A 14,165-nucleotide genomic window follows, 5' to 3' on the forward strand; every position below is an offset into this window, starting at 1 on the left:
GGAAAATTATCCTTAGCCATTCAGAAGACCTTGACTCACATCTGGATAGCGATCTCCAATAGCCATATTTTGTGAAAATGTACTGGAGAGTTCATCCAACACGCCTTGTGGAATATTTATGTCTACTGCTTTCACATTTTCCTCAAGATATTTTCTACGCTTGGTGCCCGGAATAGGGACAATGTTTTCGCCTTGAGCAAGAACCCAAGCAAGTGCAAGCTGTGCCGGTGTGCATCCAACTTGATGAGAGAGTGTTTTAACAATGTTGACCAGTTCGAGGTTTTTGTTGAAGTTATCTCCCTGGAAACGAGGGCTGGTACGGCGATAATCATCTTCAGAAAGCTGATTGATATTTGTTAATGAACCGGTAAGAAAGCCACGGCCAAGTGGGCTGTAGGGGACTAGGCTCACATTGAGTTCATTACATGCTGCAATAATTTCCTCTTCCGGATCACGTGTCCAGAGAGAATATTCGCTTTGAACTGCGGTAACGGGATAAATTTCGTACGCACGGTGCAGAGTTGATGCAGACACCTCAGACAAACCGATATGTCCAATTTTACCCTCTTTGACAAGCTCAGCCATAGCGCTGACTGTCTCTTCAATAGAAGTCTGTGGATCTACACGGTGCAAATAATACAGATCGATATAATCAGTATTCAGCCTGCGAAGGCTCCCTTCAACAGATTGTTTTATATACTCTTTTGAGCCGTTAACTCCTCGTCCTGTTACATTGTTTGGATCCCGAATGATTCCGAACTTAGTTGCCAGAACAATCTTGTTACGGACTTTATTGATGGCTTTACCGATGAGCTCTTCATTGAGATAAGGTCCATACATATCAGCTGTATCGAAGAAGTTAATACCCAGATCAATAGCATGGTGAATCGTTGAAATTGATTCTTTATCATTTGTAGCACCATAAAATTCACTCATACCCATACATCCAAGTCCAATGGATGAAACTTTAGGGCCTTTATTACCTAATATGCGAGTTTTCATAAATAATTCCTTATTTCAATGATGGGTAATGAATATTTTTCAAACAATTTAATTATGGCCAACAATTGTTAAATGACCTACAACCCTTAGGCAGCTCATCATCTGAAAATTGAATTTTAGGTTGGCTCAGCGGTACGTAACAGCTCTGCATAGATGCCATCTTTTTCGACCAACTGTTGATGGGTTCCCCATTCTTTTAACTGACCATCCTTGAGCACCAATATTTGATCCGCATGACGAATAGTAGAGAGACGGTGCGCAATAGAGATGACTGTACGTTCGGATGCCATTTGTGCCAAAGCGAGAGAAATTGCCTTCTCGGTTGTGTTGTCAAGCGCACTGGTTGCTTCATCAAGCAGCAGAATTGGCGGGTTACGCAGGATCGTCCTAGCCAGCGCGAGGCGCTGTTTTTCTCCGCCTGAAAAGCGATAGCCACGTTCACCAACCTTGGTCTGATAACCTTCAGGCAGCGAGACGATTAAATCATGGATTTGTGCAGTACGCGCGGACGCAACAAGATCCTCATCACTGGCCTCTGGGCAAGCAAAGCGTAAGTTTTCTGCGATACTCGTATTCATGAGAAATGGCTCTTGTGTGACTACGCCGAGTACGTTGGCAAGTTGTTCAAAGCTCATCTCTCGAAGGTCAATGCCATCAATGGTAATCCGACCTTGACTCGGATCAACGAGTCGGGCCAATAGATAACCGAAGGTACTTTTACCTGCACCTGTCGGTCCGACTATAGCTACATGACTCCCTGCCGGGATATCTATTGACACATTGCATAAGCTTGACATGTCAGTACTATCGTAGCTAAAACTGACGTTTTCAAATCGGACGTGACCACGTGGACCTTCATTACTGAGATCTCGAACCTGAGCAGGCTCTACAATATCGGGAGGGGTGTCTAAGTATTTAAAAATACGTGTAAATAGTGCCCGTGTCGTGCGCAGTTTGACCGAATTTTCCAACAAATTCTCTAAGGGCCATAACAATTGTTCCTGTAGTGCGATCAAGGCTACAAGCGTACCGATGGTAACTGGCACACCTTGTCCAATCAGCAAACCGCCCAATAGTAATGTCATCGCTGGCATCGCACCGAGTAGGAGTTCAATCACCGACCATGACCACTCACCGGCAGTATGTGCACGCACTTCTAAATGTAAGGTTTTGGACGATGCTTTTTCAAAACGCTGGATCAGAAAAAAACTGCGTGCCAAAGTACGCGACAGGATAATGCCCGGCGCTGATAGGGTTTCTTGTACGATAGCTGACATATCTGCATGACCATCTTGTTGTTGATGCGTCAGGCGTTCACGTATAAGGCCGACTTTGTGGCTTAGCCAGAGTGATGGCGGCAAAACAGCAAAGGAGAACAGGGCGAGTCGCCAGTCCAGCAATAGCATTGCGATGGCGGTGGTTACGGTAATGGTGGCATTACGGATGATTTCGGTCACTGTATTGCTGACGACAGATTGAAGTCCGCCAATGTCACTGGCGATACTTGATTGAATTTCGCCGGTTCGAGTTCGAGTAAAAAAGGCAAGAGAAAGTGTTTGCAAATGCCCATAAAGTTTTTCGTAGTCGTTAAAATTATCCATAAACTTTATTATCCAAGTTTTCACTCAATTAATAGTGCTTTTTCCAAAAGGCCTGATGCTTTCTAAGAAGTAGGGTAGCCTACTCCTTAGAAAACCCAAGTTAAACCTGAAATAAAGGTAAAACAGACCAGAAAGTCTACTTACCTTTAGTTATTTTCAATTACCATAAATATTAATCAGAGAAATTAAATTCCCGATTAACCCCACTTAATTTCATTTGGGCAATTAAAATAACAACAGATATAAATGTTATTATTGTTCCTACCCATGATAGGCTTGTTAAACCTAAATAATTAACTGTTAACCCCCCAAATAAAGAACCACACACTACTCCTGTGTTAAATGCGGCAATATTCATTCCAGATGCTGTATCAATTGAATCTGGAGTATATATTTTAGCTATATCAATTATTCTTGATTGCAATGGTGAAATGGCACCGAAAGTTGTTACTCCAAGTAAAGTGATTAATATTGAAATTATAATGACATTTGTTGAAAATAACCCGATGAGTAAAAGTGCCATTACGCATCCCAATAACATAGTTAAAGAAGCCTTATTATTTCCTAGCTTATCTGTTAATACCCCACCAATGTAGTTACCGATAGCCGCACCAATGCCAAATGTAAAAAGAAGCAGGCTGGCCATTGTCGCATTTATATTTGTAATGTCACGAAGAACAGGAGATATAAAAGTATATAATGTAAAAATGCCGGTATATGAAACCATTGGGATTAATGCTGTACCTAGTAACCGAGGGTTGATGATCACAACTAAATCTTTAGATAGACTTTTAGTTACATTAACAGATTTTTGTTTCTCAGGCGGCATTAATTTTATTAAGCCCATTGTGCCAATTAGCCCCAAAAAACTCAGCATTAAAAAAATAATTTTCCAATGAAAAATATTTCCCAACCAAGTCCCAAAAGGGACTCCAAACGCCATTGCTATGGTAGCTCCTCCAAATACAAGTGAAATAGCTGCTCCAGACTTATTTTCCGGAACTAATCTAATGGCTACACCAGCCGCGACAGCAATAAAAACGCCATGAGCAAATCCTGATAATAAACGCCCGGTTAATAATAAGGGTAAATTATATGATATTCCTGCAATAAGATTAGCAATGACAAAAGTACACATTGCTGTTATTAACAACTTTTTCCTACTCCACTTATTAGCCAACGCGGTAAGAATTGGAGCACCAATAACAACACCAAGAGCATAGGCAGTTACTGCCAGCCCTACTGATGTTATTTTAATATGAAGATCATCCGAGATGGCTGAAACCAATCCGATAGTAACAAATTCAGTAAATCCTATGGAAAAGGAACAAAGTGTAAACATGTAAATAATTACTGGCATAAGAATCATTCCTTAATAGCACCTGCTAAGGCGGGATATTGAAAATTAACCGCCATCATAGGTACACTGTTTATTCCAATAAAGAATCAATTCGTTAAAATACTTGTGGCGATATGGAATATATGAAGATACGAAATCTTGATGACTTGGTTGTTTTGCTGAAAGTGGTGGATTGCAATGGATTCTCGGCTGCGGCTCGTGCACTAGATTTAGCACCAGCGACTGTAAGTAAGCAAATCGCACGACTAGAACGAGCACTCAGTACTCGTTTATTTGATCGTACCACACGCCAATTACGTATCACTGATGAAGGGTGCGCTATAGTGAAACGAGTGCGTTCAGCACTAGAACAGCTTGATAATGTAGTGGAAATTGCTCAACAAGGAACAGAAACGTTATCTGGAATGCTTCGTATCACCGCTCCTGTGTCACTTGGTTCTCGCTATATTGCTCCACTGATTGCCATCTTTCAGGAATGCCATCCTGGATTAAAATTCGATTTACGCTTAAGCGATCAAATCGTCGATATTTATTCAAATGATATAGACTTAGCTATACGCATTGGTCATTTGAACGACTCCCAACTCATTATTCGTCGATTGACCGATAGTCGCCGTATTTTGGTTGCTTCACCAAGCTACCTAAATCAACATGGTTCACCTGTACATCCAGAAGAATTGTGCCAGCATCAGTGTTTGCTGTTTACTTACCCTGGATTACGCCAAAACCACTGGATACTAAGACATTGTGGACAAGACGTAAAAATTGAGAATGTGAAAGTCAATGGAAACCTGCGCAGCGATAATGGCAGTGCCCTGCGCGCTTGGAGTAGAGCAGGGCTGGGTATCTCATTACGCGAAATATGGGACGTTGCTGATGAATTACGTAGCGGAGTATTAATACATGTCCTGCCTGAATGGTTTGAACCAGAAAAACCTATACATGTGGTACGCACATTACGCTCTCCAGTGCCTCTTAGAGTAAGTGCTTTTGTCGAGTTTTTAGTTGAACAATGGCAACCACCCCCTTGGGATAGACCGTAGCTCACTTTTATGTTTAAGCTATATTTGGGTAAGAACACTAAATATTATTGTTCATGGCTTAAGAACAACAAATTATAATCAACGTTACTTTTTGGTTGCACCCTTGTTTTCAGGAACAAAACGGGCAATCCGGAAGGGTTTTAATTCCGCCTGTTCAGTTCCATTTATAATCTCTTCTTGTGCAAGCCGACATATCAATGGTGCAAGTGTAATTGCTGTATGCATACTGATCATATATAACCCTTGATAATCAGCCACTTTTCCAACGATCGGCATTCCATCATCTGGCATTGGACGTATACCAACGGAAGCCTGTTCTAAACATAAGCTATCACTTCCTATAAAAGACTCCTTTATGAGAGTTAGGGCTTTCTGAGCAATACACATAGCACTATGCTCCGGTTGATCACTTATATAATCTTCTGCTGCAAGCAGCCTTGTTCCTAATACCGGGCGCACTTCTAAATCGGGGGTTGAAATAATATGACGTACAAAAGGAATGTTAGCCTGATGCTGATATTGCACAATGATAGAAGGGGAGGAATACAGGTAAGCGGTTTCTCCCAGTGTTTCCATCAGAGAAATAGTACCGACACCCGCTGTTAGCACTACCTGTTCAGCATGGATGGTTTCCTGTGACGTTGTCACACCAGTGATCTGTTTTCCATTATGGTTAATGGAGGTGACTTCTGTTTCTGGCAGGTAAGTCACCCCGTTGTTTATGGCTTCCTGCAAAAGAAATTGCGTTGCGTGAATAGGATCGACCGCACCTTCTTCCTTTGCAAAAGCTGCAATATCGGGATAGGAAGAAAGTTGCGGTTCTAGCATCAGAAGTTCATCTTTTGTCAGAGCTGTAATCTTAAAGCCCGATTTATTATGATCATCAATAAATTGACGGGTTGCATATTCAGTTTCTTGCCAACTGATAGCACCAGACCAATTCACATTTAATTTTCCGTTTGTCTGTTGATCCAGCTTATGCCACTCATTCAGTGCTTGTTGCCTGAGTTTACGGTCAGCGCCGGGCCTGCCATAAGAAACATTTAGCCATGCGAAGGACTGTTTAGTTACACCGTTACCTAACAGGCCTTTATCAATAAGGATAATTTTTCCTTTGTCGCCACTAGATAAATAGTGCTTAGACAAATACCATGCCAGTGTTGCACCGACAAAACCTGCACCAACAATAACAATTCTATTCTCTTTCATTGTTACGGCTCACCGATATAATTATGATTGACGTGGCTGAACAGCACTCAATGGCTTGATACTCATTCCCTTAAGCATACTTAACCATGCAAGAACGACAAGTCCCATATGGATGATAAATAACAAATGAGGTGGGAATTCGGTGAGTACAATACCGCTTAACATCGGGCTAAATGCGCCGCCAAGAAACCCCAGCGTCTGAGCTGAAAAATAACTCGATTTCATGCCTTCCGGTGCAATATTATCAATCAGCATATACTCACCCGGCGCATAAATTAGTTCGCCTAGTGTGAAAATAACGGCTGCAATCCCCCAAAGGTAAAGGTTTTTGTCCGCGAACATAAATACCGCTATGCCTATAAAGAAAAAGACACTACCTAATGTCATCAGTTTTTTCAGATTTTCCGGACGAATACGCCTACCCACCGCATACTGTAAAGTCACTACCACCGCAGCATTAATTGGTAATACAACACCGATAACGGCTTCAGCTGAGGTGCTATCAGCAATGGTCAGGACATATTGTGAGATCCAGACGTTAAAAGAGCCGAATACCAGTGAGCCAAGAAAAGTTGAAAGAATAAACCATATCAGTGCGCGATCTCGTAGCATCACTGCGGGATCCCACTTTGTGGCTGGATTTTGATTATTTCCTGCAGTTCTGACTCGTTGAACATAGCGCTGGATAAAGACGATAGGGAAAGCAGCAGAAAATGCGGCTAACCAAAACGGAAAATTGGCACTGTACATCAAAAGCCATGTACCGATTGGTGGACCGATAGTCCAGCCTATATTAACAAAGGTATAGTTCAGCGAAAAAATTTTCGCTTTCGTTGACGCCGACAAGGTATCGGCAAAATAACCTTTCAGTACTGTCGCAAATATTGTATAGGCACAATTTATTAGAGAGAGAAAAGCGACAACTAAACCTGCATGATTAACCAAAGGGATCGCAATAAAACCACAGATAAATGCGATAATAGCTAACAGCATGTAGTTTTTTTTATCAAATTTGTCGGCCAGAATTCCAAACCCAAGACTAAAGAGTATACCTATAGTCAAAGCAATGCTTATCGCAAACCCGACCTGATTAACAGGCATCTGATACTGACGGGACAGATAGATGGCCATAAACGGAATTGTTGCTCCACGCCCTATAGTCAAAAGCAAAGAAGATATCAGTAACACACTGGTTGATATGTTTGATTTGGAAAACATGACACGCCCTGAAATGATTTTTGTTACACCATTGTTAATAAATAGCTAGGCTACAGTGTTTTTTAACTCTAGGAAATACTTCAGACAGGGCAAAAGAGTGAAAAGGGTAAAAACGGCATTTTGCATCATATATGTGTTCATTAGTAAGTGGAAGATACGAAATAACGTGTGCCGATAATTCAGAATAGATAATTATGCTGGTGGTTTTTACAGTGGTTTTTGATTAAACATAAAACCATTATTCCAACGTAGATTAGTTTTGTTTTCGGGCTTGAACATGTTATAACCACAGTGTTTTATTTCACATCTAAAATGTCCAAATCTGACAAACTCACTCTTTCAATTAATCCATTGTGTAAAAGACTTTCCGAACAAATGATTTTTCTTCGTTATAGGTATGTCTCTAATTAGTCTTCTTTGCAGTAAAATCAATCGGTAATATCAATATCACATTTTTTACATCGTTAGACTCCAAGCTCGTGAATGATACTTTTTCGACATATAATCCGGGAGAATACAATGAGAACATTGATTTACGCCATTTCCATTTTTTGCATGTCTTCAACCTTAGCATTAGCCTGTTCAACACATTCAACTTTTTATTTTGAAAACAAAAATGCCAAAGTGAAAGCATCACACATTTGCCCGAAGGGAGAACTCCCATTTCATTCCCATCAACATCCACGAGTCATCGTTTCTGACCGGGATGGTGAACTTGATGTGGTTTATGAAAGCGGTAGAATTGACAAAATTATTTTGAAAAAAGGCATTCCTGTTTATCTGGATAAAAAACAAGGTTTAGAGCCTCATAAAGACATTAATCCGGGGACTCATCTCCTGAATATTACGGTTGTCGAACTGATGAGCGCACAATAAGAGTCAATATTTTTCGACCGCCCCAGAAGGAAAAGCGGGGCGGTTGTAAGTCAGTCAGTACGGATTATTCGTAGTTACGTAACTAACCTTTAAGCTCTCTGGCGCATTGCTGGAGGCTCTGAAATGATTTAAAGCGAATATTATGATGTTCCCGATGGGATTCGTTCGGTTCGTATGTACGATCAATGTTAGAGAAACGCGACATCGCCTCACTAACACTTTCACATATACCTCCGGCAACTGCCCCAAAAATGGCGGAGCCAAGTAAAACCGGTTCACTTGCCTGCGTTGCAATGACTGTTACACCACAGGTATCTGCAATGAGCTGGCGGACTAAAGAATGCTGACCAGCACCTCCGCTGATAACAATATTGTTAATTGTAGCGCCTGATTTTGCTTGTGCTTCGATTATTTGTCTTAGCCCGTAACCAATACCACATATACCGGCAATATAAAGCGAAAGGAGATTATCGAGGCTATCCTCCATCCCTAATCCAGCTATGACAGCACGTGCATGAGGATCAGCAAAAGGTGCTCTGTTTCCCAGAAACTCCGGAACAACATGTATGCCTGTTGCCAGTTCTACAGCTTGAGAAGCTGATTGTGTTGTTTCCAGAATCCTATCGGCTAAAAAAACCGGCAAAGATTTGTGTTTTTCTTTTGCCATCGCTTTGGCTGCTATTGCGGCAGGGTGCAAAGACAATAGTTGATCAATGGCGGCCCCGGCTGCACTTTGTCCACCTTCGCTGAGCCACATTCCGGGTACCATTGCAGAAAAGTATGGCCCCCAGACACCGGGTATAAATACCGGCTCCAGAGTTGTCGTCATCGTACAGGAAGAGGTGCCGAATACATAAGCCATGCTACGTGTTGCATCACCATTGATACCAACTGTCCCGATGCCTCCTGCATGCGCATCAATCATTCCTGCGGCAACAGGTGTCCCTGCCAATAATCCCATCTGTTTTGCGGCACTTTCTGTCAGACCCTGACCACAAGGCGTACCCGGTTCAACAATGCTCTGTCCAATACGATAAAAATTTTCATCTGCCAGTTCAGACAGACCAATTTTCCGGAAATAATCCGCATTCCAGCGCTTTTCATGTGCAAGGTAAGTCCATTTGCAGGTGACAGTACAAGTAGAGCGGGAAAGGGAGCTGGTGGATTTCCAGGTCAGGAAATCTGCCAGATCAAAAAATTGCCATGCGCTATCAAATGATTCTCGGTGATTTTCTTTCAGCCAGAGAATTTTGGGTGTTTCCATCTCCGGAGAGATTTTACCGCCGACATAGTTGAGAACAGAGTGATCTAACGCATTGATATGCTCTGCCTGTACTGTTGCCCTGTGATCCATCCAGACAATAATATTACGATTCGGATCCTTACTCTGGCTGACGGAAATTGGCTCCTGATCTTTTCCCAGAACAACCAGTGAGCAGGTAGCATCAAAACCAATACCAGCAACTTGTCGTGGGACACAGCCAGAGTGTGACATGACTTCCCTAATGCAATAACAGACGGCATCCCAGATTTCACGGCTGGACTGCTCGACAAAATGGGTGTTGTCACGATAAAGCGTGATATTTCGTTTAGCTGATGACAGCATGTTACCACTCATATCAAAAATACCGGCACGGGCACTGCCCGTACCGACATCAACACCAATGACCACTTTGCCGCAGTCCGGTCTATTTTCTAGATTAATGTTCATGCTTATCCTTGCTACGTGGCTAGAGATCTACACTGTTTGGCAAAATAACCAAATCACGGATAGTGACATTTCTCGGGCGAGTTAGCATAAATAGCACAGCTTCCGCCACTTCAATAGGTTGCATCAGGCTACCATTTGCCAGTGCTTCTTTCATTTTCGCTTTAGGCCAGTCATCCAATAGGGCGGTGACTACAGGCCCCGGAAGTACGGCACCAACACGCACGCCATGCTCAGCCACCTGACGACGGGTAGAGTGAACAAATGCCTGAACTGCAAATTTAGAAGCGGTGTAAATAGGCTCCCAGACCACCGGAACCACACCAGAAATAGAACTCGTAAATAATACATCGCCAGATTTTTGCTCAATAAAATGGGGTAACACAGCACGTACACTACGAAATGCGGCATTAATGTTCAGGTTGAGAACCTTATCCCAAACATCGGGGTCACCTTCAGCAACAGGCCCACCAATATATGCACCTGCATTAGCATGGAAAATATCAAGACGCCCAGCTTTTTTCAGTATCTCATTAAGTATGCCGTCAACCTGTTCTGGCTTCATAAGATCAATAACCAGCGGGATGGCATTTTCACCGAGTTCAGAAACGAGTCGCATCAGACGCTCTTCGGCACGATCAATAAGAACCACTTTGGCACCGGCCTTAATAAGTGTACGTGCACATTCAAGACCGATACCTGATGCTGCGCCTGTGATAGCAGCGACTTTATTTTCCAGCGAGATAGCCATAAAAGAAAACTCCATCAATTTTTTTGTAGGGATAAGAGGATATTGCTCAATCAATGTAGCAGTATTGCGACTTTCCCACTTTAGTGTCAATCTGGGGATTTGAGATTCAAAGACGCACGGAATGGTAATTCTGATTAGCTACGTAATTTAAAATTCATGATGTAAAGAAGTACTGCCTATAGAAAAAGATAAAGGAGAGAACATAAATAACATCTCTTTTATTTTTTGTGTTTTTTAGAGGAGAACAACAAATTAATTTCTTTAAAAAAGATAGATTTCCTAATTTTTAATAGAAAAAATTATACTTTTACCCATCCATGCTATAATTAACAGTGTGTGGAGGGGGTAAAGTTACACTATAAATGTTGAATTCACCCATATCATCATTTTAAAAATCATTTTTTAATCTTTAAATTGATGGTGTAATCGTAACATCCAGCTTCATTAATATTTAAATCAATAAAATACAACAATCTTCCACTTATAATAATAGAGATGATTTTCTCTAGCTAGCTAACGCCAATGTTTTAAAAAACATTAAAGGAGTTAATTATTATGAAAAGAATGTCATTTAGGATATTAATTTTTTTATTATCGATATTTAGTTTTTCTGTTTTTTCTACACATGCAGATCCTTCTGCAAGATCAGCAGACATTACCATTTATAACAAAACAAATAAAACTCTCAGAATATCATCAATGGAGTTGTTTCATGGTCAGTGGGCACATGAGCCACCATACAATATTTTCTCCAATAGTTCTGGTTATTTTCGCTCAGAATCTAATGGGTTTCTCACTGGTACAGAGGGAATAGTAGAGTACAAATTCAGAGATAATAGTTCTACTTTTACTATTCATTGGGATATTCCGTATTTATGGATTTTATCCAATTCCTATGAAATCAATTCATCTTCTGCTTCATACAAGATATCCCGCGAAGGAGGAGATCATGGAAATAATGTTCACGTAAAAATTACAATAGAAAATGCTGCTAATTGAAAGTTCCTCTCATTTTTATGAATATAGCAATTAATTGAAATGCTCATAAAACAAACTGAGCTGACTCAAAATATTGAAAGATATGAGTCAGCTCTTTAATTGTTAATGATTAAAAGTAATGATAATATTCATTAAACAATATTTAACTCCCATAAACTTTTATTTTTCTCAGGAACACCTATCATGCCATGGACATTTTCACACCCCGCAGCTGTTTTCCCTTTGAAAAATCTTCCGGGAGGTAAGTTATTACATTTACCAGCGCTAATTACTGGTAGTTTGTCTCCCGACCTTTTTTATTCTGTTGGATTATATGATATTGCAACAACTGCGCATGATTTATTCGGATGGTTCTATACTGCTTTACCTTTATGTTTATTGATATTTTTAATTGTACATCTATTATCGCCTTCTTTATCCAGCCTTTTCCCAACATCCCTATCTCCGAATAAACATTCGGGTTATAAGGGTTTGTTTATTTTTGTTTTTTCGTTATTTTTAGGAGCCGTCACCCACATTATATGGGATTCATTCACTCATGAAACAGGTTTTTTTGTCAAAGAAATTCCGTTATTGCAATTTCATCTTTTCCAATCTATTACTAACGGGCCGGGAGTCGGCGTCTATAAGATACTGCAACATCTCAGTTCATGCTTAGGGTTGCTGTACATTGCCATAATATACTGGCGCTATCAAAAAAGATTGAACATCACTGAGCAGAAAGAAAACATAAAAAAGCTTTCTCGTCTGATCGTTATTAGTTTTATCTCAGGTCTCTTTGTATGCCCGATAGCACTATTTTTGTCCTGGGATATATCAGGAATCAATATAGGTAAATTTATTTTTAAAGAGCTCACTTTATCTGTTCCTGTTTTTTCTATTATTTTGGTGGTAATGGTATTATGGGTAAAATATCAGGAATGGTGTACCTATCGAACCAAAAAGTAATTAACCACATCCCTGCTTAAGAAGATATGTGGTTAAATAATATCTTCGTCAAAAAATGGAAATAAAACCACTTAACGCGTTTAAAATCTACGATACACTTCTTTTGTTAGAACGTTCACAAGAATGTTTTCACCAGTAGGAAACATTCCAAAACGAAAGCACAGAGCCAGCCTTTTGTTTTTCAGTATATTCTTATCGGATGTATTAAATTGCCAAAGCTCCACCATACTAAATGAGTCAGTAAATCCAGCCTGGATTAATTCAAGCGCTTCTTTTTGGGCATCTGTCAGGGTAATTTTCATGGGCGCGATTTTGATCTGATAGGAATGAAAAATCAAGCATCTTCAATGACGATGGGTATATACACACAATAAATTTCAAGGTGCGTCGCTGCGAAAGAAGTTCATCTCTGGAAACATAGATAACGATGTGACTGGGTAAGCAATCGCAGCCAACAAAGAGGCAACTTGAAAGATGAACTGTATAGCACATTTTATGCTGAGTTTTATCGTCATATAGTAATGCTTCCATTACAGATTTTAAGCCCTCTCTTACCCGCGAGATTGTGTAAAAGCTATCACTAAGTGCTTTTTGTCCACATTATCTGTGGATAAGGTAGTAGATAAAAATGTGGATATACAGGCTATTCAGTGTGGGATGGAGGAAAAGGGCAAGTTTATCACCTGTACAAAATTAAATCAAAAAAGCAATGGGAGACGAAAGCCCTGTTTAAGGTTAATATAATCCCACTAAAAGGTTTGATTATTTGAAAATAGTCGGAATATTTTGAATTGAAAAAAGATGAAATTGAGAGGAATCTGTTATGCCTATATGGGTAGATGCCGACGCATGTCCTAAGGTGATAAAGGAAGTATTATATCGTGCGGCAGAACGTGAAAAAATACAGGTTACATTCGTCGCCAATCAACGATTAAGCGTTCCTGCATCTGCTTTTCTACGTACTTTACAAGTTCCTGCTGGGTTTGACGTCGCTGACAATGAAATTGTTCGTCGTTCAGAAAGTGGTGACCTGGTGATTACAGCGGATATTCCTCTTGCTGCTGAAGTGATGGAAAAGGGGGCTATCGCACTTAATCCGCGCGGGGAGCGTTATAGTGATGCGACAATACGTGAGCGCCTGACTATGCGGGATTTTATGGATACGATGAGAGCAAGTGGAATTCAGACAGGGGGACCAGCTACGCTAAACCAACGAGATCGTCAGCGATTCGCCAATGAACTGGATAAATGGCTATTGCAGCAAAAAAAATCCTGAAAATAAACGTAACTGCCTCCAGATAAAAAGGAAAAGGCACGGACTATTATTAAAAGAATTATCACGTAGACCTTTTATATTTTTGATAATTGCCACTTAATAACCACCTGCCAAGAGTAGGTGGAACCTTTCATATAAAAGAAAAATACCTGTTAAATTATATTTACACACAAT

At 40.5% G+C, this 14,165-nt stretch carries 13 protein-coding genes; 5 read left to right on the forward strand and 8 right to left on the reverse strand.

Going from position 1 to position 14,165, the window contains the following annotated elements:
• Positions 1-12: 12 nt before the first annotated feature.
• The 3 genes from AACS90_RS05810 to AACS90_RS05820 all read right to left on the reverse strand — a co-directional run bounded on the left by AACS90_RS05810 (position 13) and on the right by AACS90_RS05820 (position 3,963).
• The gene (locus tag AACS90_RS05810) at positions 13-1,002 is read right to left on the reverse strand and encodes an aldo/keto reductase (RefSeq protein ID WP_099122077.1); all 990 of its coding nucleotides are present in this window, start codon (positions 1,000-1,002) and stop codon (positions 13-15) included.
• Between the two features lie 116 nt (positions 1,003-1,118).
• Positions 1,119-2,603: an ABC transporter ATP-binding protein gene (locus AACS90_RS05815; RefSeq protein WP_206601843.1), complete on the reverse strand. Its 1,485-nt coding sequence runs from the start codon at positions 2,601-2,603 to the stop codon at positions 1,119-1,121.
• A 172-nt stretch (positions 2,604-2,775) separates the two neighbouring features.
• Positions 2,776-3,963 carry an MFS transporter gene (locus AACS90_RS05820; protein WP_099122078.1) on the reverse strand — a complete coding sequence of 396 codons (1,188 nt, stop codon included), beginning with the start codon at positions 3,961-3,963 and terminating at the stop codon, positions 2,776-2,778.
• A 122-nt stretch (positions 3,964-4,085) separates the two neighbouring features.
• Here AACS90_RS05820 and AACS90_RS05825 point away from each other — a divergent pair, with 122 nt between their 5' ends.
• A complete protein-coding gene (locus AACS90_RS05825; RefSeq protein WP_193757200.1) occupies positions 4,086-5,006 on the forward strand; it encodes a LysR family transcriptional regulator in 921 nt (306 codons plus the stop codon).
• A gap of 84 nt (positions 5,007-5,090) precedes the next feature.
• Here AACS90_RS05825 and AACS90_RS05830 read toward each other — a convergent pair whose 3' ends face one another.
• Positions 5,091-6,215, reverse strand: coding sequence for an NAD(P)/FAD-dependent oxidoreductase (locus AACS90_RS05830; protein ID WP_099122080.1), 1,125 nt, complete (start codon positions 6,213-6,215; stop codon positions 5,091-5,093).
• Between the two features lie 21 nt (positions 6,216-6,236).
• Complete coding sequence (gene ydeE / locus AACS90_RS05835) at positions 6,237-7,433, reverse strand: efflux MFS transporter YdeE (protein WP_099122081.1); 1,197 nt, start codon at positions 7,431-7,433, stop codon at positions 6,237-6,239.
• A gap of 519 nt (positions 7,434-7,952) precedes the next feature.
• On the opposite strand from ydeE, the gene AACS90_RS05840 reads away from it, so the two are divergent.
• Positions 7,953-8,309 carry a hypothetical protein gene (locus AACS90_RS05840; RefSeq protein WP_099122082.1) on the forward strand — a complete coding sequence of 119 codons (357 nt, stop codon included), beginning with the start codon at positions 7,953-7,955 and terminating at the stop codon, positions 8,307-8,309.
• Positions 8,310-8,391: 82 nt separating this feature from the next.
• Here the strand turns inward: AACS90_RS05840 and AACS90_RS05845 are convergent, their stop codons facing one another.
• Together AACS90_RS05845 and AACS90_RS05850 are read right to left on the reverse strand one after the other, a co-directional pair.
• On the reverse strand, positions 8,392-10,020 hold the full coding sequence (locus AACS90_RS05845) for an FGGY-family carbohydrate kinase (protein ID WP_099122083.1): 1,629 nt from the start codon (positions 10,018-10,020) through the stop codon (positions 8,392-8,394).
• A 19-nt stretch (positions 10,021-10,039) separates the two neighbouring features.
• The gene (locus tag AACS90_RS05850) at positions 10,040-10,783 is read right to left on the reverse strand and encodes an SDR family oxidoreductase (protein ID WP_371635427.1); all 744 of its coding nucleotides are present in this window, start codon (positions 10,781-10,783) and stop codon (positions 10,040-10,042) included.
• 540 nt (positions 10,784-11,323) lie between these two features.
• On the opposite strand from AACS90_RS05850, the gene AACS90_RS05855 reads away from it, so the two are divergent.
• Both AACS90_RS05855 and AACS90_RS05860 read left to right on the forward strand, forming a co-directional pair.
• The gene (locus AACS90_RS05855) at positions 11,324-11,767 is read left to right on the forward strand and encodes an aegerolysin family protein (RefSeq protein ID WP_099122085.1); all 444 of its coding nucleotides are present in this window, start codon (positions 11,324-11,326) and stop codon (positions 11,765-11,767) included.
• A gap of 183 nt (positions 11,768-11,950) precedes the next feature.
• Entirely contained in the window at positions 11,951-12,715 is a 765-nt protein-coding gene (locus AACS90_RS05860) for a DUF4184 family protein (protein ID WP_099122086.1), read from the forward strand.
• 80 nt (positions 12,716-12,795) lie between these two features.
• On the opposite strand, the gene AACS90_RS05865 is transcribed toward AACS90_RS05860, so the two are convergent.
• Positions 12,796-13,017 carry a hypothetical protein gene (locus AACS90_RS05865; protein WP_153043664.1) on the reverse strand — a complete coding sequence of 74 codons (222 nt, stop codon included), beginning with the start codon at positions 13,015-13,017 and terminating at the stop codon, positions 12,796-12,798.
• Positions 13,018-13,538: 521 nt separating this feature from the next.
• Here AACS90_RS05865 and AACS90_RS05870 point away from each other — a divergent pair.
• On the forward strand, positions 13,539-13,991 hold the full coding sequence (locus AACS90_RS05870) for a YaiI/YqxD family protein (RefSeq protein ID WP_099122088.1): 453 nt from the start codon (positions 13,539-13,541) through the stop codon (positions 13,989-13,991).
• Positions 13,992-14,165: the final 174 nt, after the last annotated feature.

This window comes from Xenorhabdus sp. KK7.4 (assembly GCF_963876465.1).
In the GTDB taxonomy this organism is placed as follows: domain Bacteria; phylum Pseudomonadota; class Gammaproteobacteria; order Enterobacterales; family Enterobacteriaceae; genus Xenorhabdus; species Xenorhabdus stockiae.